This window comes from Massilia sp. MP_M2, assembly GCF_039123635.1.
In the GTDB taxonomy this organism is placed as follows: Bacteria; Pseudomonadota; Gammaproteobacteria; order Burkholderiales; family Burkholderiaceae_D; genus Telluria.
This window is the reverse complement of record NZ_JBCHJF010000001.1, coordinates 173,096-192,179: the sequence shown is the minus strand read 5'-3', so window position 1 is coordinate 192,179 and position 19,084 is coordinate 173,096. Positions and strand designations below refer to the sequence as shown.

The 19,084-nt window shown below is 64.1% G+C and carries 16 protein-coding genes; 12 read left to right on the top strand and 4 right to left on the bottom strand.

Going from position 1 to position 19,084, the window contains the following annotated elements; translation table 11 throughout:
• Positions 1-28: 28 nt before the first annotated feature.
• Positions 29-715, bottom strand: coding sequence for a response regulator transcription factor (locus tag RCH14_RS00860; protein ID WP_343024277.1), 687 nt, complete (start codon positions 713-715; stop codon positions 29-31).
• A 288-nt stretch (positions 716-1,003) separates the two neighbouring features.
• On the opposite strand from RCH14_RS00860, the gene RCH14_RS00855 reads away from it, so the two are divergent.
• A complete protein-coding gene (locus RCH14_RS00855; RefSeq protein ID WP_343024276.1) occupies positions 1,004-1,789 on the top strand; it encodes a hypothetical protein in 786 nt (261 codons plus the stop codon).
• Between the two features lie 86 nt (positions 1,790-1,875).
• On the opposite strand, the gene RCH14_RS00850 is transcribed toward RCH14_RS00855, so the two are convergent.
• Together RCH14_RS00850 and xseA are read right to left on the bottom strand one after the other, a co-directional pair.
• Positions 1,876-2,451, bottom strand: a complete 576-nt coding sequence (locus RCH14_RS00850; RefSeq protein ID WP_343024275.1) for a Fe-Mn family superoxide dismutase — start codon at positions 2,449-2,451, stop codon at positions 1,876-1,878.
• Between the two features lie 110 nt (positions 2,452-2,561).
• Positions 2,562-3,923 carry an exodeoxyribonuclease VII large subunit gene (gene xseA / locus RCH14_RS00845; RefSeq protein ID WP_343024274.1) on the bottom strand — a complete coding sequence of 454 codons (1,362 nt, stop codon included), beginning with the start codon at positions 3,921-3,923 and terminating at the stop codon, positions 2,562-2,564.
• A 1,067-nt stretch (positions 3,924-4,990) separates the two neighbouring features.
• On the opposite strand from xseA, the gene RCH14_RS00840 reads away from it, so the two are divergent.
• The 9 genes from RCH14_RS00840 to ggt all read left to right on the top strand — a co-directional run bounded on the left by RCH14_RS00840 (position 4,991) and on the right by ggt (position 12,397).
• Complete coding sequence (locus tag RCH14_RS00840) at positions 4,991-5,599, top strand: MotA/TolQ/ExbB proton channel family protein (RefSeq protein ID WP_343024273.1); 609 nt, start codon at positions 4,991-4,993, stop codon at positions 5,597-5,599.
• Complete coding sequence (locus tag RCH14_RS00835; RefSeq protein ID WP_343025016.1) at positions 5,599-6,036, top strand: biopolymer transporter ExbD; 438 nt, start codon at positions 5,599-5,601, stop codon at positions 6,034-6,036. Before RCH14_RS00840 ends, RCH14_RS00835 begins: the two co-directional genes overlap by 1 nt.
• A gap of 39 nt (positions 6,037-6,075) precedes the next feature.
• Positions 6,076-7,110 carry a tetraacyldisaccharide 4'-kinase gene (gene lpxK, locus RCH14_RS00830; RefSeq protein ID WP_343024272.1) on the top strand — a complete coding sequence of 345 codons (1,035 nt, stop codon included), beginning with the start codon at positions 6,076-6,078 and terminating at the stop codon, positions 7,108-7,110.
• Positions 7,091-7,261, top strand: coding sequence for a Trm112 family protein (locus RCH14_RS00825; protein ID WP_183550164.1), 171 nt, complete (start codon positions 7,091-7,093; stop codon positions 7,259-7,261). Before lpxK ends, RCH14_RS00825 begins: the two co-directional genes overlap by 20 nt.
• Positions 7,262-7,271: 10 nt before the next feature.
• Complete coding sequence (kdsB, locus tag RCH14_RS00820) at positions 7,272-8,024, top strand: 3-deoxy-manno-octulosonate cytidylyltransferase (protein WP_343024271.1); 753 nt, start codon at positions 7,272-7,274, stop codon at positions 8,022-8,024.
• Positions 8,025-8,210: 186 nt separating this feature from the next.
• Positions 8,211-8,867 carry an adenylate kinase gene (gene adk / locus RCH14_RS00815; protein WP_343024270.1) on the top strand — a complete coding sequence of 219 codons (657 nt, stop codon included), beginning with the start codon at positions 8,211-8,213 and terminating at the stop codon, positions 8,865-8,867.
• A 180-nt stretch (positions 8,868-9,047) separates the two neighbouring features.
• Positions 9,048-9,647, top strand: coding sequence for a hypothetical protein (locus RCH14_RS00810; protein WP_343024269.1), 600 nt, complete (start codon positions 9,048-9,050; stop codon positions 9,645-9,647).
• A gap of 108 nt (positions 9,648-9,755) precedes the next feature.
• Positions 9,756-10,514: a 3-hydroxyacyl-CoA dehydrogenase gene (locus RCH14_RS00805; protein WP_343024268.1), complete on the top strand. Its 759-nt coding sequence runs from the start codon at positions 9,756-9,758 to the stop codon at positions 10,512-10,514.
• A 71-nt stretch (positions 10,515-10,585) separates the two neighbouring features.
• Positions 10,586-12,397: a gamma-glutamyltransferase gene (gene ggt / locus RCH14_RS00800; RefSeq protein WP_343025015.1), complete on the top strand. Its 1,812-nt coding sequence runs from the start codon at positions 10,586-10,588 to the stop codon at positions 12,395-12,397.
• Positions 12,398-12,438: 41 nt separating this feature from the next.
• Here the strand turns inward: ggt and RCH14_RS00795 are convergent, their stop codons facing one another.
• Positions 12,439-13,110 carry a hypothetical protein gene (locus RCH14_RS00795; RefSeq protein ID WP_343024267.1) on the bottom strand — a complete coding sequence of 224 codons (672 nt, stop codon included), beginning with the start codon at positions 13,108-13,110 and terminating at the stop codon, positions 12,439-12,441.
• A gap of 461 nt (positions 13,111-13,571) precedes the next feature.
• Between RCH14_RS00795 and RCH14_RS00790 the strand changes: the two genes are divergently transcribed.
• Both RCH14_RS00790 and RCH14_RS00785 read left to right on the top strand, forming a co-directional pair.
• The gene (locus RCH14_RS00790; protein ID WP_343024266.1) at positions 13,572-14,741 is read left to right on the top strand and encodes a patatin-like phospholipase family protein; all 1,170 of its coding nucleotides are present in this window, start codon (positions 13,572-13,574) and stop codon (positions 14,739-14,741) included.
• Positions 14,742-14,743: 2 nt separating this feature from the next.
• A complete protein-coding gene (locus RCH14_RS00785) occupies positions 14,744-19,063 on the top strand; it encodes a two-component regulator propeller domain-containing protein (protein WP_343024265.1) in 4,320 nt (1,439 codons plus the stop codon).
• The last annotated feature ends 21 nt before the right edge of the window (positions 19,064-19,084 follow it).

Genomic DNA, 19,084 nt, shown 5'->3' with positions numbered 1-19,084 from the left:
TGTGGCAGGGGTTTTTATGGGGGCGCCGTCAATTCCAGGCCGACGGCGAGAACAGATAACCCTCGCCCCAGACCGTCTTGATCTTTTCGGAGTCGGCATCGTCGAATTTGCGGCGCAGTTTCGAGATGCAGTTGTCGATACTGCGGTCGAGTCCATCGAACTCGATCCCGCGCATCTTCTTGAGCAGGGCGTCGCGCGAGAGCACGCGCCCGGCGGCCTCGGCCAGAACCAGCAGCAATTTGTATTCGGTATTGGACAGGATGCACGGCTGATCGCGCCAGACCACGCTGCGATCGCTCGTGACGATGCGCAGCGCGCCAAATTGCAGGATGCGCGAATCGATGCCCGACTTGGCCTGGGTGCGCCGCATCAGGGCGCGCAGGCGCGCCAGCAGCACGCGCGGCTGGACCGGCTTGTTGACGAAGTCGTCGGCGCCTTGCTCCAGCCCCGACACTTCATCGTACGAATCTTCGCGCGCGGTCAGGATCAGGATCGGGACGTCCGAGTGCTCGCGGATCTGGCGGCACACCACCATGCCATCCAGGCCCGGCAGCATCAGGTCGAGGATCACGACGTCGGGCGCCAGTTCCTTGAAGCGCTCGAGCGCGATGTCGCCGCGGGTGACAAGGTCAACCGCGAACTCGTAACTGGACAGGTATTCGGAAACGAGCTCGGCCAGGCGCGCGTCGTCTTCCACCAACATTACACGGTGCATGCAGTTTCTCCTCGGTCGGCCATTGTAGCGGCCAGTGTGCCCGAATGGCAGATCCTGCGAGAAGCGAGACAAGTCATTACAGTTTGACGACAACCGGGCGCGCTAACAGGCGCGCCCGGTAAGGTCCAGGTACCCACCAATTGCCCGGATGTTGCCAACAGCTCACCTCGGGAGAAATTTCCTGGCCCGCAGTCCGACGTACGCAAAAATCCACCGACTTGACTAACATCGATCTGTCGTCGAACATCCCGGTCATCCAACCACGTCCTGACACCTTTGGAAAACACCATGAACCTGGTCGTCAAAGTGCGCGTGCTGCGGCACATCCGGCAGTCCAGCTATCGTCCGCAATTGGAGGATCTTTCGCCTGGTCTGTTCCCGTTCTGGCAGCGCAATAGCGGGAAGGAATTTCCCGGCATGCCAGGCAGCCAGCTCTTTTTCATGCATGCAGTAAGCGGATTGATGCGCTTCTTCGAGGTCGCCGCTGACCGGCGTGAGCCGTGCGCGTTGCCGTCGCTGGCAGCCGACTCGGTCTGGCACGCATGGATGGCATGGGATCCCGTGAATCTGGATCACTTCTGCCGCCGCCACTTCGGCAAGCCGATCGAACATCTTCCACACGCCAGGCTCGATGCGCTCGCACTGCCGCGCGTGCTCGTTGGCTGTCGTGAACATGAAAGTGCGCGCTCGCGGGTACGGGGCTTGCCCGCGTTATTTCGACTCGATGCCACGTTGCGCATGCCACATGGTCATGGCTACGCGCTGCAAGACAATGACATCGTGTATCGCCGTCTGGATGCGAACGGCAGGATGACCGGGGGCGCACGGCTGCACCCCGAGCTGACACTGCGGGCGCTGCTGCTGGCGAACCTGATCAGCCAGGCAGACTATGCCGCAGCCCTGCGCGAGAAACGGGGACTGGACAGCGGATCAGGCACCTATTACGTCGGTGATGGTGGCAACGATAACGGGATGCGCGCCTGTGGCGTCGACACCGACTGCCCCGGCGGCGCAAGCGATGGCGGCGATGGCGGCGGCGGCAGTTGCGGCGGCGGTGGCGGCGGGGGAGACTAATCGCCGGCAAGCCAACGGCCCGCTTGCGCGGGCCGTTTCAGAGCGTCACGCCGTACAGCACGTGACAGTCAGCCATTCAAATGACTTCAAGCCATGTTCTGGTTGACGAAGTCCCAGTTGGCCACATTCCAGAACGCTTCCAGGAACTTCGCGCGCGCATTGCGGTAGTCGATATAGTAAGCGTGCTCCCAGACGTCGGCCGTCAAGAGTGGCTTGTCGGTCGTGGTCAGTGGCGTGGCGGCGTTCGACGTGTTGACGATGTCGACGCTGCCGTCGGCCTTTTGCACCAGCCAGGTCCAGCCCGAACCGAAGTTGCCCAGCGCCGATTTGTTGAATTCTTCCTTGAACTTTTCGACCGAACCCCATTTTGCATTGATCGCGTCCAGTGCCTTGCCGCTCGGCGCGCTGCCGTTCGGGGTCATGCAGTGCCAGAAGAAGGTGTGGTTCCAGACCTGCGCCGAATTGTTGAACACGCCGCCCGACGACTTCTTGACGATCTCTTCCAGTGGCATCGCTTCGAACTCGGTGCCCTTGATCAGATTATTCAAGTTGGTCACGTAGGTCTGGTGATGCTTGCCGTGGTGATATTCCAGGGTCTCGGCCGAGATGTGCGGTTGCAGGGCGTCCTTGGCATACGGCAGTGCTGGCAGGGTGTATTCCATGATAAATCCTTGTTGGGTTGGAAAGGTTGCTGTTCTGATAGCGGCGCTATTCTAAACCGGATGCGGCAATGTTGCATGCCTGCATCCTCCTTGCATTTGGACAGGATTTCTTACTCAAGCACGTTCTGCACCTGCGCCACACCGACCTCGGCACTGCCATCGGCCAGGCGGATATGCAGTGTGTCACGGGCATGGATCTGGGCCGGGTCGCGCACGATCTGGCCTTTGCCGTCGCGCACGATGGCGTAACCGCGCTCGAGCGTGCGCTGCGGATTGAGCAGTTCGAGCTGTGCCGCCAGTCCCATCAGGGCATCGCGGCGGCCCTTGAGGCTGTTGCGCAGGCTGGTGTGCAGGTGGCGCCCGTCCGATGCCAGTTGCGCCCGCAGTGCACGCATGTCGGGCCGGTGCCGGCTCCACCGCTGCTGCAATTGCGCCAGCACCAGTCCCTGGCGATTCAGGGGCAGCTTGACCGCGTGCGTCATGGCCGTGGCCAGTGCCAGCAATTTCAGGCGCTGGTGGCCGATCTGGGCCGACGGGCTCAACAGGCGACGGCTCAGGTTATCCAGGCCCTGGCTGGCATCCGACAGGCAGCGGTCCATGGCGCGCTGCAGGTCGAGGGCGTCGCCATGCAGCGACGCCAGCCAGTCGGCGCGCGGCGTGGCGGCCAGTTCGGCGGCGGCAGTTGGCGTCGCGGCGCGCACGTCGGCCGCGAAGTCGGCAATGGTGACGTCGGTTTCGTGCCCCACGCCCGAGACCACGGGAATGGCGCAGGCATCGATCGCACGCGCCACGCATTCTTCATTGAAACTCCACAGGTCTTCGATCGAGCCGCCGCCACGGCAGACCAGCAGCACATCGACTTCGCCGCGGCGTGATGCGGTCATGATCGCCTCGGCAATCTTGTCGGCAGCGAACTGGCCCTGGACCGGGGTGGGGTAGAGCACCACGCGCACATGGGGCGCGCGCCGGCGCAGGGCGGTGAGCACGTCGCGCAGCGCCGCAGCGCCCGGACTGGTGACAATCCCGATGCTGCGCGGGAACAGCGGCAGCGCTCGCTTGCGGTCGGCATCGAACATGCCCTGCGCGGCCAGCTTTTCCTTCAGCCGCAAGAACGCTTCGTACAACTGGCCGACGCCGGCGCGCCGGATTGCTTCGACATTGATCTGATAGTCGCCCCGGGCGCCATACAGCGTCACGAGGGCGCGGACCTCGACCTTGTCGCCTTCGCGCGGGATGAAGCCGGCTGACTGGGCGCGGCCACGGAACATCACGGCGCGCACCTGGGCTGCGTCGTCCTTGAGCGTGAAATACCAGTGGCCCGACGCCGCGCGCGTGAAATTGGAAATTTCACCGCCAATCCAGGTCAGTGGAAACGTACGCTCGAGCAGGCGCGCCACCTGCTGGTTCAGCGCAGTAACGCTGAGAACGGCGGGGGGAGCGTAGACGGAATCGGCGTCGCTGGTCGGGAGCATGGTGGGTCGAAAAAAATCGGAGAGCAGCGATTATAGCCGCCTCCGGTGCGGCGTTCGGACCGTATGACAATCAGGCATCGAAACGCTGATTATTGCTGCTTTTCAATGCAATCTATTGAATTATGTTTGAAATCAATGGGTTGAAGGGCTGGTGATGTCCTTCGAGAGCGGTTTATCCACATAAACTGTGGGGAACTCTTGTATGAGACGTGACGCTGCGCGCCGATTGGGCAGGGGACGCGGATATATTACAAAACAATGACTTAGAGCCATTGCGACAGGCTTGATCACAAAGTTGTCCACAGAATCTGTGCACACCTTTCATGTTGTCCTCTGGCGGCATTGCTTGTGAAAAGTTGTCACCTAGATCTTCAGGATCGAGTCGGACCATGTTGCCCGATTTTGTTGCAGATCGAATAATAGCTAATTAAATCAGTGACTTGCGCCTCTAACTTGACGCTTCCTCACACTCTTATCCACATAAAGTGTGCACAGGACGACTATTCTGTGAACAACCGTCATGACGGCCAAATAAACGCGGTAACCAGGCCGAACCTGTCACGTTTTATTGGCAAATTACGGTATATGCTCAAATTTTAAGCGATGAGCTATTTCTGATTGAAATCAATGCCTTAGTGTCATAAAAGACGTCTTGCGCACACTTTTGTCCACAATATATGTGTGGAACTACACAGCCGGGTGCGCTGAACAATTTACCGAGATGCTGCCTCCAAAACAGGCGCATCGATGAATTCCAATAAAATCAATGACTTATGTGTTGTTCATGGACCTTGCGCACAATTTTGTCCACAGAATGTGTTCGCAACTACACGAGCTCGCCGCAGTATTGTCGAAAAGCCATGATGTCAACCTCATCCCCGCACCGAGTCATGAGACTGCCATTTTCTTGCGCAGGCGCAGAAACCTCTTTGAAATCAACGTACTTGTATCGTCTCCCGCGCCTTGCGCACAATTTTATCCACAGAAGGTGTGCAGAACTCTACTTGCCGCTTCGCTGCCAACTTGCTACATTGCCGGATTGACTTTTATCCTCTCAGGAGTATCTCTTGCTCGCCATCTTTCAAGCCGCAGGCTGGCCTATCTGGTTCCTGCTGTTCGCGTCGATCGTTGCCGTCGCCCTCATCGTCGAACGCCTGATCACGCTGCGCCGCGAGAAAATCCTTCCCCGCAATCTGCTCGATGAAGTCATCCGTGTGCATCACACCGGCAAGGCCACGCCAGACGTGATCAGCAAGCTGGAACAGAATTCGCCGCTGGGCACCGTGCTGGCTGCGGCGCTGCGTAACGTCGACGCCCCGCGCGACGTGATGAAGGAGTCGATCGAGGAAGCCGGCCGCGGTGTGGCCCAGAACCTCGAACGTTTCCTGACCACGCTCGGCACCATCGCCTCGCTCGCGCCGCTGATGGGCCTGTTCGGTACCGTGGTCGGCATGATCGAGATCTTCGGCGCCTCGTCCCCGACCGGCGGCAATAACCCGGCCCAGCTGGCGCACGGCATTTCGGTGGCGCTGTACAACACCGGTTTTGGCCTGGCCATCGCGATGCCGGCCCTGGTTGCCTACCGTCACTTCCGCAACCTGGTCGATACCTATATCGTCGATATGGAACTGCAGGCCGTGAAATTTGTCGACGTCGTCCATGGTGCCCGCAAATGATGGACTTTCGCCGTGGCCGCAAGCGCGAGGATCCGGAGATCAACCTGATCCCGTTCATCGACGTGCTGCTGGTGGTCCTGATCTTCCTGATGGTCTCGACCACCTACAGCAAGTTCACCGAACTGCAAATCACCTTGCCGACGGCCGAGGCCGAGAAGCAGGCGCAAAAGCCGTTCGAGATCAATGTCACGGTCGATGCCAAGGGCAACTACACGGTCAACAACACGCCCGTGACGTTCACCAGCGTGGCGGGCCTGGCGCAGGACATGAAAACGGCGGCGCGCACGCCGGACGGCCAAGTGGTGGCCAGCCCGGTCGTCATCGTCAATGCCGACCAGTTTGCCATGCACCAGATGGTGATCAATGTGCTGGAAGCCGCGCGCGTGGCCGGCTACGACAAGCTGACCTTCGCGGCCCAGACCGGCACCGGCAAGTAACCTCACCGGTCCGTGTCAAGCGGGCCGGCATTCTCCCGCATGGCTTCTTCCCTTGAAACAACACTAACCCGCGCCTGGCTAAGGCGCGGACCGCTTGCCGTCGCGCTGCTGCCGGTGGCGCTGCTGTTCGGGGCGCTGGCCGCCGTGCGCCGCCGGCTGTTCCAGTCCGGCCTCAAGCAGTCGGCGCGGTTGCCCGTACCCGTCATCGTCGTCGGCAACATCTTTATTGGCGGCACCGGCAAGACCCCGCTGACGATCTGGCTGGCAGAGGCCCTGCGCGCGGCCGGCATGCAGCCGGGCATCATCTCGCGCGGCCATGGTGGTGATGCTGGCCAGGATGGCGCACCGCGCGCCGTCACGCGCGAGTCCGATCCGCGCGCCGTGGGCGACGAGCCGCTCCTGATTGCCCAGCGCACCGGCTGCCCGGTCGTCATCGGCCGCCAGCGCGCCGAGGCGGGCAGGGCGCTGTTGGCGGCGCACCCGGACGTCGATGTCCTCATTACCGACGATGGCTTGCAGCACTATGCGCTGGCGCGTGACATCGAGATCGTTCTGTTCGACGGCCGCGGCGTCGGCAATGGCTGGCTGCTGCCGGCCGGACCGCTGCGCGAGCCGTCGTCGCGCCGCCGCGATTTCACGGTGGTCAATGTCCCCGAGATCACGCCGGCGTTGGCCCGGGCGGTGGGCGGGGCCCCGTACCGCATGCTGTTGTCCGGCCAGTACGCCGAACCGTTGCAAGGTGGGGTGCGCGTGCCGCTGGCTGATCTGCGCGCCACACGCCTCGTCGCCGCCGCCGGCATCGGTCATCCGGCACGCTTCTTCTCGATGCTGCGCGCGGCCGGCCTGGCCCCCGGCGAACTGCCCTTGCCCGACCATCATGATTTCCTGGACGACCCGTTTGCCGCCGTGGACGCCGAGATCATCCTGATCACGGAGAAGGATGCAGTAAAATGTCGGCAACTTGAACATCTGAAGGACGATCCGCGCTTGTGGGTCGTGCCTGTGACGGCGCAGCTCGACCCTGCGCTGGCTGAACAAATCGTGGAGAAATGTCGTGGACGCTCGCCTGCTTGATATCCTGGTCTGCCCGTTGTGCAAGGGTCCGCTCGAACTCGACAAGAAGGCGCAGGAGCTGACCTGCCGCGCCGACCGTCTCGCCTATCCGATCCGCGACGGCATCCCGATCATGTGGGCCGACCAGGCGCGCAAGATCGAGCCTGTCTGATCCGGCCGGCATGAACTTCACCGTCATCATCCCGGCGCGCCTGGCGTCGACCCGCCTGCCGAACAAGCCGCTGGCCGACCTGGGCGGCAAGCCGATGGTGGTGCGTGTGGCCGAACGTGCCCGTGAATCGGGCGCGACCCGGATCATCGTCGCGACCGACCATGCCGACATTGCCGCCGCTTGCGCCGAGCATGGTGTCAGCGCCGTGCTCACGCGCGCTGATCACCCGTCCGGCACCGACCGCATCGCCGAAGTGGCGCGGGTGCTGGGCCTGGCACCGGACGACGTCGTCGTCAATCTGCAGGGCGACGAACCATTGATCGACCCACGCCTGCTGGCGGCCTGCGCCGCCCGCATCGGCGCCGACGTGCCGATGGCCACCTGCGCGCATCCGATTCTCGATGCGGCCGACGTGTTCAACCCGAACGTGGTCAAGGTCGTGCTCGACAAGAACGGGCGCGCACTGTATTTCTCGCGCGCCACGATCCCGTGGCACCGCGATGCATTTGCCCAGACGCTCGAGTCGCTGCCAGTTGGCTATGCACCGCTGCGCCATATTGGCTTGTATGCCTACAGCAATGCGTTCTTGCAGGCTTACCCGGCCATGGCGGTGTCGCCACTCGAATCGATCGAGGCCCTGGAGCAGTTGCGCGTGCTGTGGCATGGTGTCCCGATCGCCGTGCATATCACGGACAGCGCACCGCCAGCGGGCGTCGACACGCCCGACGATCTGGCCCGGGTGCGGCTGCACTACACGTCTTGACGCACGCCACAAGGCGATAGCGAAGCCATCTGCGCAGGATCAAATATCCTCACTGCAACGGCTTACGGCTGGCTTTTACGCCAACTTTTGTGGTAACTTCCGTCTCAACGAAGTCTGCGCAATATCAAAAAGATCACCGTATTCGCCATTTTACTTTTCTCTATTTTCTAGAATCTCAGGAAACTCATGCGTCTCATTCTGTTAGGAGCACCCGGTGCCGGCAAGGGCACCCAGGCCAATTTCATCAAAGAAAAGTTCGGCATTCCCCAAATCTCGACCGGCGACATGCTGCGCGCCGCGATCAAGGCCGGGACTGAGCTGGGCCTGGCCGCCAAAAAAGTGATGGATGCCGGCCAACTTGTGTCGGACGACATCATTATCGGCCTGGTCAAGGAGCGCCTGAAGGACGCAGACTGCCAGAACGGCTATCTGTTCGACGGCTTCCCGCGCACCATCGCGCAAGCCGAAGCGATGAAAGACAGCGGCGTGAACATTGATTACGTCCTCGAGATCGACGTCCCGGACGACATGATCCTCGAACGCATGACCGGTCGCCGCTCGCACGCCGCGTCGGGCCGCGTGTACCACGTCAAGTTCAACCCGCCAAAAGTCGCCGATACCGACGACGCAACTGGTGAACCGCTGATCCAGCGCGACGACGACAAGGCCGAAACCGTCTCGAAGCGCCTCGAGGTGTATCACAACCAGACCAAGGTCCTGCTCGGCTACTACGGCAAGTGGGCCGAGTCGGGTTTGCCAGGCGCGCCAAAATACCGTCGCATCACGGGCGTTGGCCCGGTCGAGCAGGTGCGTGACAACGCGTTTGCGGCCCTGGCCGAGTAAGTCGTCCGTTCAGTAGCACCGACCTCGATCCCGCGCCGGCACTGCCCGCGCGGGATCGATGCATTTGGGGCCTGCGATCATCGTTACGCCTTACAATTGTGAGCAATTGTTTCCCGTGCGCCGTGTGTGGGTTGGCAAGACGATAATAAGTTATCCGTCCAAACCCCGAGAGGTCTTCCCATGAACAAGAACAACGCCATCCTCGCCATGCTGCTGGCGCTCGCCGCCGCTGGCGCCAGTGCCCAGACGACGGGCGCCACCCAGGGACAGCCGACGACGGGCGAGACATACCGTCCATCCCTCGATGGCCAGCAAACTGCGACCCCGGCCGCGCCAATCGACATGCAGCCGAAAACCCAGGAAGAGAAAGCCACGGGCCGCCAGGAGCCATCGCGCCTGAAGGATATTGACCCGGCCACGCATCCGGCGCCGCAGAACGTGCGTCCACAGCCAACGCCAGCGCCAAAGACGCAGCAGGAGCAGGGCGTGCAGCCGGTCGCGCGCCGCTCGGTGCAGCAGCAGATCGACAGTGCAGGACGACTGGCTTCGCCGAACGCGACAACTGTTGTTTCTCCGGCCACGACTGGGCCAGCCACGACGGCGCCAGCCACGAGCGCGCCGACGCCAGTCGTGCCAACGACCAGCCAGGTTAGCCCGTGCATTGGCGCAACGTGCACCGATGCCACAGGCGCGACCACTGCCGGCGCCGTCGGTAGCTCGAGCGTGAACAGCGCCGGTCGCCTGTGCAACCGCAGCGGTACGACGGTGCAGTGCTTCTGAACCAAGACCGTCGTTCGTTCCGAAAGTTCGCCATCCACCCACTTTACGTTTACGTAAACGTTAAAGCCGGGCAAAATAGTGGTACAAGAACTTTCACAAGGGACAACCATGCATATCCAGGATAACGTCTTCATCGTCACGGGCGGCGCGTCCGGCCTTGGCGCAGCCACCGCGCGCATGCTCGCCGCCAATGGCGCAACCGTCGTCATTGCCGACGTCCAGGCCGAGGCGGGCCAGGCACTGGCCGACGAGTTGAAAGGCCAGTTCGTCCGCTGCGACGTGACCCAGGAAGCCGATGCCCAGGCCGTCGTCGATGCGGCCGTCGCGCTGGGCGTGCTACGCGGCCTGGTCAACTGCGCCGGCGTCGCACCGGCCGTCAAGACGGTCGGTAAAGATGGCGCGCACCCGCTGGACGTGTTCCAGCGCGCCGTGAACATCAACCTGGTGGGCACCTTCAATATGGCGCGCCTGGCCGCCGAGGCAATGGGCAAAACCGAACCTGCCGAGCATGGCGAGCGCGGCATCATCATCAACACGGCGTCGGTCGCCGCGTTTGATGGCCAGATGGGGCAGGCGGCGTACGCGTCGTCCAAGGCGGCCGTGGCCGGCCTGACGCTGCCGATGGCGCGCGACCTGTCGCGCAACGGCATCCGCGTGATGACGATCGCCCCGGGCATTTTCGAGACGCCGATGCTGATGAACATGCCGCAGGAAGTACGTGATTCGCTGGGCAAGATGGTGCCGTTCCCGCCGCGCCTGGGCCTGCCGACCGAGTTCGCGCACCTCGCGCGCGCCATTATCGAAAACGTGATGCTCAATGGCGAGACGATCCGCCTGGACGGTGCGATCCGCATGCAGCCAAAGTAGTTCTTCAGGGACGTGTCCTGAAAGCATGTCGAAGATGCTGTAGCATGTCTTCGATGTCGGGCGCCTGGCCTATGGTCACGCGCCCGTTTGCTATTTTGGAGAACCGATTGAAGATACTCAGCAAGCTTGCGCTCGCCCTGGCACTCGCCGGCGCGACGACGACGCCCCTCTGGGCCCAGGATTCACTGCAGGCCGCGCCCGAAGCGGCGACTGGCTACACCGAGAAAAATGGCTGGCAGGCCAAAAAATACATGGTCACCGCCGCCAACCCGCTTGCAGTCGAGGCCGGCTACCAGATCCTGCGTCAGGGCGGGACCGCGATCGACGCGGCAATTGCCACGCAACTGGTGCTGACGCTGGTCGAGCCGCAATCGTCGGGCATCGGCGGCGGCGCCTTCATGGTCCACTACGACGGCAAGCAGACCCAGGCGTTCGACGGCCGTGAAACAGCGCCTTCCAAAGCCGATGAGCACCTGTTCGAACGGCCCGATGGCACGCCGCTGTCGCGCACCGAAGGCGTGGTCGGCGGCCGCTCGGTCGGCGCACCGGGCGTGCTGCGCATGCTCGAACTGGCGCACCGCCAGCACGGCAAGCTGCCGTGGAAGGCGCTGTTCGCACCGGCAATCCGCCTGTCCGAGGGAGGTTTCAAGGTCAGCCCGCGCATGCACAAGATGCTGGCCGGCGAGACGTTCCTGATCAAGGACCCGGTCGCCGCCGCCTACTTCTATGACGCTTCCGGCAAGCCGTGGCCGGTTGGCCACGTGCTGAAGAATCCGGCGCTGGCCGCCACGCTGCGCGAGATCGCCGCCGGTGGTGCCGACGTGTTCTACACGGGGCGCTTCGCGCGCGCTATCGCGGCCAAAGTGGCGGCGCACCCGACCAACCCGGGCCTGCTGACGGCCAGGGACATCGCCGACTACCGGCCCAAGGTCCGCACGCCCGTCTGTAGTGACTATCGGGCGTACACCGTGTGCGGCATGCCGCCGCCATCGTCGGGCGGGATCGCCGTGGCGCAGATGCTGGGCATGTTCGAGACCTTCGACATGAAGGCGCTCGCGCCGAAGGACGGCGTGCCGGGCGCCGAGGCGGTGCACGTGTTCTCGGAAGTGGGGCGCCTCGCGTACGCCGACCGCAACCGCTACGCGGCCGACGCCGACTTCGTGCCGCTGCCGGGCCGTGGCATCCCGAGCCTGATCGACAAGGGCTACCTCACGGCGCGCGCTGGACTGGTGGGCGCGCGCTCGATGGGCCAGGCCAAAGCCGGCACGCCGCCGGGGATGGAGGTTGCATGGGGCACCGACAACGCGATCGAGACGCCATCGACCTCGCATATCTCGGTTGTCGACGGCAATGGCGCCGGCCTGGCCATGACGACGACGATCGAAGACGCGTTCGGCTCGCGCCAGATGGTTCATGGTTTCATGCTGAATAATCAGCTGACCGATTTCTCGTTCAGCGCGCGCGACGCCGACGGCCCGGTCGCCAACCGCGTCGAAGCCAACAAGCGGCCGCGCAGCGCGATGTCGCCGACGATCGTGTTCGACCGCGCCAGCGGCAGGCTGGTGCTCGCGATCGGCTCGCCGGGTGGCCCGGCGATCATCAATTACGTGGCCAAGGTGCTGGTCGGTACGCTCGACTGGGACCTGAACATGCAGCAGGCGATCGCGCTGCCGAACTTTGGCAGCCGCAATGGCCCGACCGAGCTGGAACGGGGCCGCTTCCCCGATGCCACGCTCGACGTGCTGCGCGCACGCGGCCACGCGATCCGGGTCAGCGAGCAGACGTCGGGTCTGCATGGCATCGAGCGCGTGGTGGTAAAAGGGGTGCCGATGTGGTTTGGTGGCGCCGATCCGCGCCGCGAAGGTATTGCCAGGGGCGATTAACGTATGCCTGGAATGAAAGCCGGCCCGAATGGGCCGGTTTTTTATTTTGTGAGACGCAGATTTTTAAATGCGTAGCGAAGCGCTTCCGGCAGCGTATCCACATCGACGTATTGATTCAGGAGTTCGATCCGAAGCTTGTCCTTGCCGCCATAGGCAGCAACAAGCCGGTTCGCATAGTCGATCATGAGACGCTGCTGAATGTCGCGCGAATATTCCTCGGTGAAGTTTTCGTCCGCCAGTCGGTCGGGGCCTTCGTGGTCGATGATGACGCACGCCAGATGTTGCAGCATGATGATCGGCGCATATTCATCGACGGCATAGCGCGGGAAGCGCAGATCGTCGAGGTGGTGCCGAACGTGATAACCGTTGAGCAGGTAAAAGACCCGGCCGGAGGCGTCGCTGGCGCTGGCGAAAATGAAGAAGGCGCGAGATGGGTTTCCGCCCTCGTCCAGTGCCGTGCGATCCTTGCCCGAGGTGTCGCCTGTTTTGGCGAAGACGTAATGTACGCCGACGCTGTATTCATTGTCAGACAAGGTGGCACACCCGGAGATGGCCTGCAATGGTAGCGGTTCGAAACGTATTTTTGCCTGCTCATATTTTAGTTCAAGGAGCGGGTCGCGAAGGATTCGTGGCGGCGATTGTGCGACTAGAATACCGCTCGTGCTGCTGAGCAATGCGACGGCGATGAGCTGCTTAAGGACGGTAGAACGCATGAGGTGGCCTCTTGATGCGGTAGGTTGGACCTGACCAAAAGTTGGGCTGCTTGAAATCCGACTGTATCTTTTCGCGTTGTTGCGCAGATTCGCCGTGTACTTTTCGATATCAGTTCGCCTGGTAATCCCTACGCAGTTTCGTTCGGCGCCAGATTCCACCCATCGACGGTCGCGCCGCGCCTGCCGTCGGCACGCATGAATTCGAGTTTGCCCTTCGTTATCGTCTTGCCAGTCGCGCAGCTTTGCAAATACACATCGCTCGCCATGACGCCTCCGGAAAGTGGATTGGGTCTGAAGTCTGGCGCGGTTCGGCAGAGCGGTTCTTGGCACGTGACAAGACCACGAGGGCAGAGTCGATTATTCGGAGCAAGTGGGGCACGTAAGCGACAATCAGCGACATATTCTTGCCATTCCTATCCCTTGTTTGCCTCAAGACAAGCAGAATTTGCTACCCTGCTGGGGTGGAGAACAAACAGAAAACCGGACTGATCCTGACAGGGGGCGGCGCACGGGCCGCCTACCAGGCCGGGGTTCTGCACGCCATCTCGCGTATCCTGCAGGATGCCGGCCATCCACCCGGGAAAATGCCGTTCGATATCCTGTGCGGTACCTCCGCCGGCGCCCTGAACGCGACGGCGCTGGCTTGTCGCGCCGACAACTTCGCCAGCAGCGTACGCGGCTTGCTGGCCGTGTGGGAAACCATCCAGGTGCAGGCCGTGTACCGGGCCGATTCGCTGTCCGTGCTGCGTTCGGGCGCGCGCTGGCTTTCCCTGCTCTCGTTCGGCTGGCTGCTGCGCCAGTGGCGCGCGGCGCCGCCCACGTCCCTGCTCGACAACACGCCGCTGGCTGGCCTCTTGCACCGCGTGCTCGACTTGCCGCGCCTCGACGCCAATCTGGCCGACGGCACCTTGCACGCGCTGGCGATCACTGCCTCGTCCTACAGCAGCGGCCACCACCTGACGTTCTACCAGAGCGCGGCCCGGGTCGAGCCGTGGGCGCGTCAGGGGCGCGTGGCGCTGGCCACGCAGATCGGCGTCGAGCACTTGCTGGCCTCGAGCGCCATTCCCTTCGTGTTCCCGGCCGTGCCCCTGTATCTGGCGGGACACCGTGAATTTTGCGGAGATGGCTCGATGCGCCAGTCGGCGCCGATTTCGCCGGCAATCCACTTGGGTGCCACCCGCGTGCTGGTCGTGGGCGCGGGGCAGGTGACCGACCCGCACCTGAACCAGCATGGCCGGGACGGTTATCCGAGCCTGGCGCAGGTGGCGGGCCATGCGCTGTCATCGATTTTTCTCGACAGCCTGGCAGCCGACGTCGAGCGCCTTGAACGCGTGAACGAAACGCTAGCGCGCATCCCGCCCGATGTCCGTGCGCAGATGCCGCTGCGCGAGGTGAAACTGCTGATGATTTCGCCATCCGAGCGGCTGGACGACATCGCCGCGCGCCACACATCGAGCTTGCCGGCACCGGTGCGCACGCTGCTTGGCGCGCTCGGCGCACTCGAGTCGCGCGGCGCTGCGCTGGCGTCCTACCTGCTGTTCGAAGCCGATTACACGCGCGAACTGATTCGCCTTGGCGAGCGCGATACGCTGGCGCGGCGCAGCGACGTGCTGGCCTTTTTCGCGGCGTGACGGTGCTGCGCGCGTTCCTGACCCTGGCGCTGCTGGCGCTGCTGGCGCTGACTGCGCTGTGCGCCCCCCTCGTGCGTGCTGCGGCGCCCGAGCCGACCTTGCGCTTTGAGCATCTGTCGGTGCAGCAAGGCCTGGCGCAAGAGTCGGTGCTGTCGATCCTGCAGGACAGCGATGGCTTCATGTGGTTCGGCACCCAGTCCGGCCTGTCGCGCTATGACGGGTACCGGTTCGTCAACTACCGCAGCGAGATCGGCAACCCGCGCAGCCTGGCCAGCAACTGGGTGCGCGCGATGCTGCTCGATCGCCACGGGCGCATGTGGCTGGGCACCGACGGCGGCCTGAATCGCTACGATCCGGCCACCCGCAGCTTCACGCTGCATGTGCCGAACGAGCCGGCGCGGCGCGGTACTGGCAACCGCCAGATCAAGACGATGATCAGCGATGGCCAGGACGGCCTGTGGATCGGCACCGCCGACGGCTTGCAGCACTTTGACATCGACACCGGCAAGTTTACGGTCTGGCACCACGTCCAGGGCGATCCGCGCACGCTGCGTGCTGACGGGGTCCAGGCGCTGGCCCTGGGCGACGACGGGCGCCTCTGGATCGGCAGCGCGGCAGGCCTGGACAGTTTGAGCGCCGACCGCCAGCGCATCGAGCATCATGCGTCGGACCTGGCCGGTCGCGCGCTGCCGGTGCATGCGCTGCTGGTCGACCACCAGCAGCGGCTGTGGGTGGGCCGTTACGGCGGGCTCGAACGCCACGGCCCGGGCGGGCCGGGCAAGGGCGCGCTGCGCCGCTTCGGGGTGGGTGACGGTATCGGCAACGACTGGATCACGACCCTGCACGAAGATGTTGATGGCACGGTGTGGGTCGGCACGCACGACGACGGCCTGTACCGCTGGCGTGCGCAGGGCGAGCGTTTCGACGTCTTCCCCCATTCAATCGCCGATCGCCACAGCCTGGGCGACAATTTTGTCTCGGCGCTATACCGCGACAATGTCGGCACGTTCTGGGCTGGCACCTGGTATGGCGGCGTGTCGCGCGTCGACCTGGGCGGCGGCGGTTTCTCGCGCATTGTTGGCCGTCCCGGCGAGGCCCATTCGCTGGTCGACAACAAGATCCGCGCGCTGCTGCAGGACGGCGACCATCTGTGGCTCGGTTCGGGCACCGCGCTGCACCGGTTCGATCCGGCCACCGGCAAGGCCGATGTTTACCGGCATCAGAAGGACAATCCCAACAGCCTGATCGACGTGCCGGCTGCAGCCATCGTACGCGATCGCGCTGGCCTCCTGTGGATCGGCAGCCGCGCGGGCATCACGAGCTTCGATCCGGTCACGCGGCGCTTCCGGCGCCAGGTACTGCCGGGCGACGCCGACGCCAACCAGGTGCGCTCGATGCTGGTCGATCGCGATGATGTCATCTGGATCGGCACGCGCGGTGGCATGCACCGGATGGCCCCCGGCACACGCGCGGTGACGAGCCTGCGGCATGACCCCGGCAAGGCAACCAGCCTGACGGACGACATGGTGCGGCCGATGCTGGAGGACCGGCGCGGGCGCTTCTGGGTCGGCACGGTCTCTGGCCTCGAGCTGCTCGATCGTGCCAGCGGGCGTTTTCGCCACTTGCGCCACGATCCATTCGACCCGAATAGCCTCAGCCATAACGAAGTGCAGTCGCTGTTCGAAGACAGCCGCGGCAACATCTGGATCGGCACCGGCGTGGGCCTGAATCGCATGGCCACCGGCCCGGATGGTGCCTTGAGCTTCACGCGCTACACGATGCGCGATGGCCTGGTCGACGATTCGGTCTCGGCCATCCTGGAAGATGCGGATGGGCGCATCTGGATCAGCACGTCGAGCGGGATCTCGAGCTTTGACCCGGCCAGCGGGCGCTGGCGCAGCTACACGGCGGCCGACGGCATCAGCGAAGGCACGTTCTTCGACATGGCGGCGCTGCGGACGACCGACGGCACGCTGTATTTCGGCGGCTACAATGGCCTGACCGCATTCGATCCGCGCGCGATCCACGACAACCGCATTCCGCCCCGCCCGACGATCACCGGGCTGCAGGTGTTCAACCGGCCGGTCGAGCAGGTATTTCCTGGCCTGTTGCCGGGGCCGATCGAGCATGTCAGTGCCATCACGCTGCCGTCCGACGCCGCCGTGATCACGATCGAATTTGCGGCGCTGCATTTCGCCGCGCCCGAGCGCAACCGCTTTGCCTACCGGCTCGATGGATTCGATGCCGGCTGGGTCAATGCCGGCGCCGACAAGCGCTTTGCCACCTACACCAATCTCGATCCGGGCACCTATGTGTTCCGGGTGCGCGCCGCCAACAAGGACGATGTCTGGAGTGAAGACGTGGCCGCGCTGGCGATCACGATCGAGCCGCCGCCGTGGGGCACCGCATGGTTCCGGATCGGAATGATCATGCTGTTCTGCGGCGTGATCTACATCGGCATGCGCATCCGCTTTGCAAACCTGCGCCACCAGAAAGAGCGCCTCGAGCACCAGGTGAGCGCGCGCACCGAGCAGGTCGAGCAGCAGAACCGCATGCTCGAGTTCCAGACGGAGGAACTGCGCGAACAGGAGCGGCGCGGCCGCCACCAGAGCAACGAGCTGGCGCGCGCCTACCGCGCCTTGCAGGACAACGAGGAGGTACTGCGCCAGGCCAAGGAGCGCGCCGAGGATGCGACGCGCCAGAAGTCGGAGTTTCTGGCCAATATGAGTCACGAGATGCGTACGCCGCTGGCCGGCGTGATCGGCATGCTGGGCTTCGCGCTGCGCGACCTGGCGCTGCGCGAGAACACGCGCGAGCAGATCCTGCGCGGCCAGGCCAATGCCCAGGCCCTGCTGGGGATCATCAATGACCTGCTCGACTTTTCCAAGATCGAGGCCGGCAAGCTGACACTCGAGCGGATCGACTTCGACCTGCACGCCAAGACACGCAATGTGGCCAGCCTGTTCCAGGAGCAGGCAGCCGGGCTGGACCTGGCGTTTTCGGTGCTGGTCGACGACAACGTGCCGCGCTACCTGGTGGGCGACCCGACACGCGTGCGCCAGGTACTGGTCAACCTGGTTGGCAATGCCTTCAAATTCACCCGGGCCGGCGGCGTGACGATCCATGTCGAATGCCGCCCCAGCGACCAGCGCGAGGTGAGCGAACACCACATGATCCGCTTCACGGTGCGCGATACCGGTATCGGCATCCCGTCAGCGGCCTTGCCGCGCCTGTTCCAGAAATTCGAGCAGGCCGATACCACCACCACGCGCCGCTACGGCGGCACGGGGCTGGGCCTGGCGATCTGTCGCCAGCTGGTCGAGCTGATGGGCGGGACAATCGGCGTCAACAGCGTCGAAGGCGAAGGCAGCGTGTTTTCCGTGCTGCTGCCGCTGCGCGACGGCGTCGCGCCGACCCATATTGCGCACGTTGCGCGCGCGCCGCACAGCCACCGGCTGGCGATCCTGTGCGCCGAGGATTTCCCCACCAACCAGATCATCGCGCGCCTCATGGTCGAGGAGATGGGGCATGCGATCGACATCGTCGACAACGGCATCGAAGCGGTGGCGGCGTGCGCCCGCAAGCGCTACGACCTGGTGCTGATGGACGGCCGCATGCCCGAGATGGACGGCGCCAGCGCCACGCGCCTGATCCGCGTGGGTGGCCCGCACGACGCGCCGGTGCTCGACCAGCACGTGATGATCGTGGCGCTCACCGCCAACGCCAGCGGCGAAGACCGCGCGCGCTACCTGGCTTGCGGCATGGACGCGTTCCTCACCAAGCCGATCGACGAAGCGGCGCTGCACCTGCAACTGGCGCGCGCGATCGAACGCCAGTTGCAGCGCGGGTTTGCCCTGCCGCTGATGGGGGACGATGCTGTGACGGCGCCTGTACCCGCACCGGCCGCGCCTGTGCCGGCCGCACCTGTGCCGGCTGCACCTGTGCCGGCCGCGCCTACGCCGGCGGCACCTACGCCGGCTGCACCTACGCCGGCCGCCCTCGATGCGCTGTTTGGCGTGGGGGAGGCGCCTGCAGCGCGCACCGACAACCTGGCGCTGCGCCTGCGCGCCGCCTTCTGCAACGACCTGCCACGCCGGCGCGCCGAACTGGACGCCGCACTGGCAGACGACGACTTCGAGGCTGCGGGCCGCATCCTGCACGGGCTGCGTGGCAGCGCCGCCTATCTGGACGAGCCGGCGCTGGAAGCACTGTGCGGCCAACTGGAAGCGGCCGCAGACGGGCGCGACGCCCAGCGCCTGCGCGCCGGCTTGCCGGTCCTGGCCGGGTTCCTGGATGCCTTCGAAACGGGCGCCCCGTCCTGACACCTGCTTATAATGCAGATT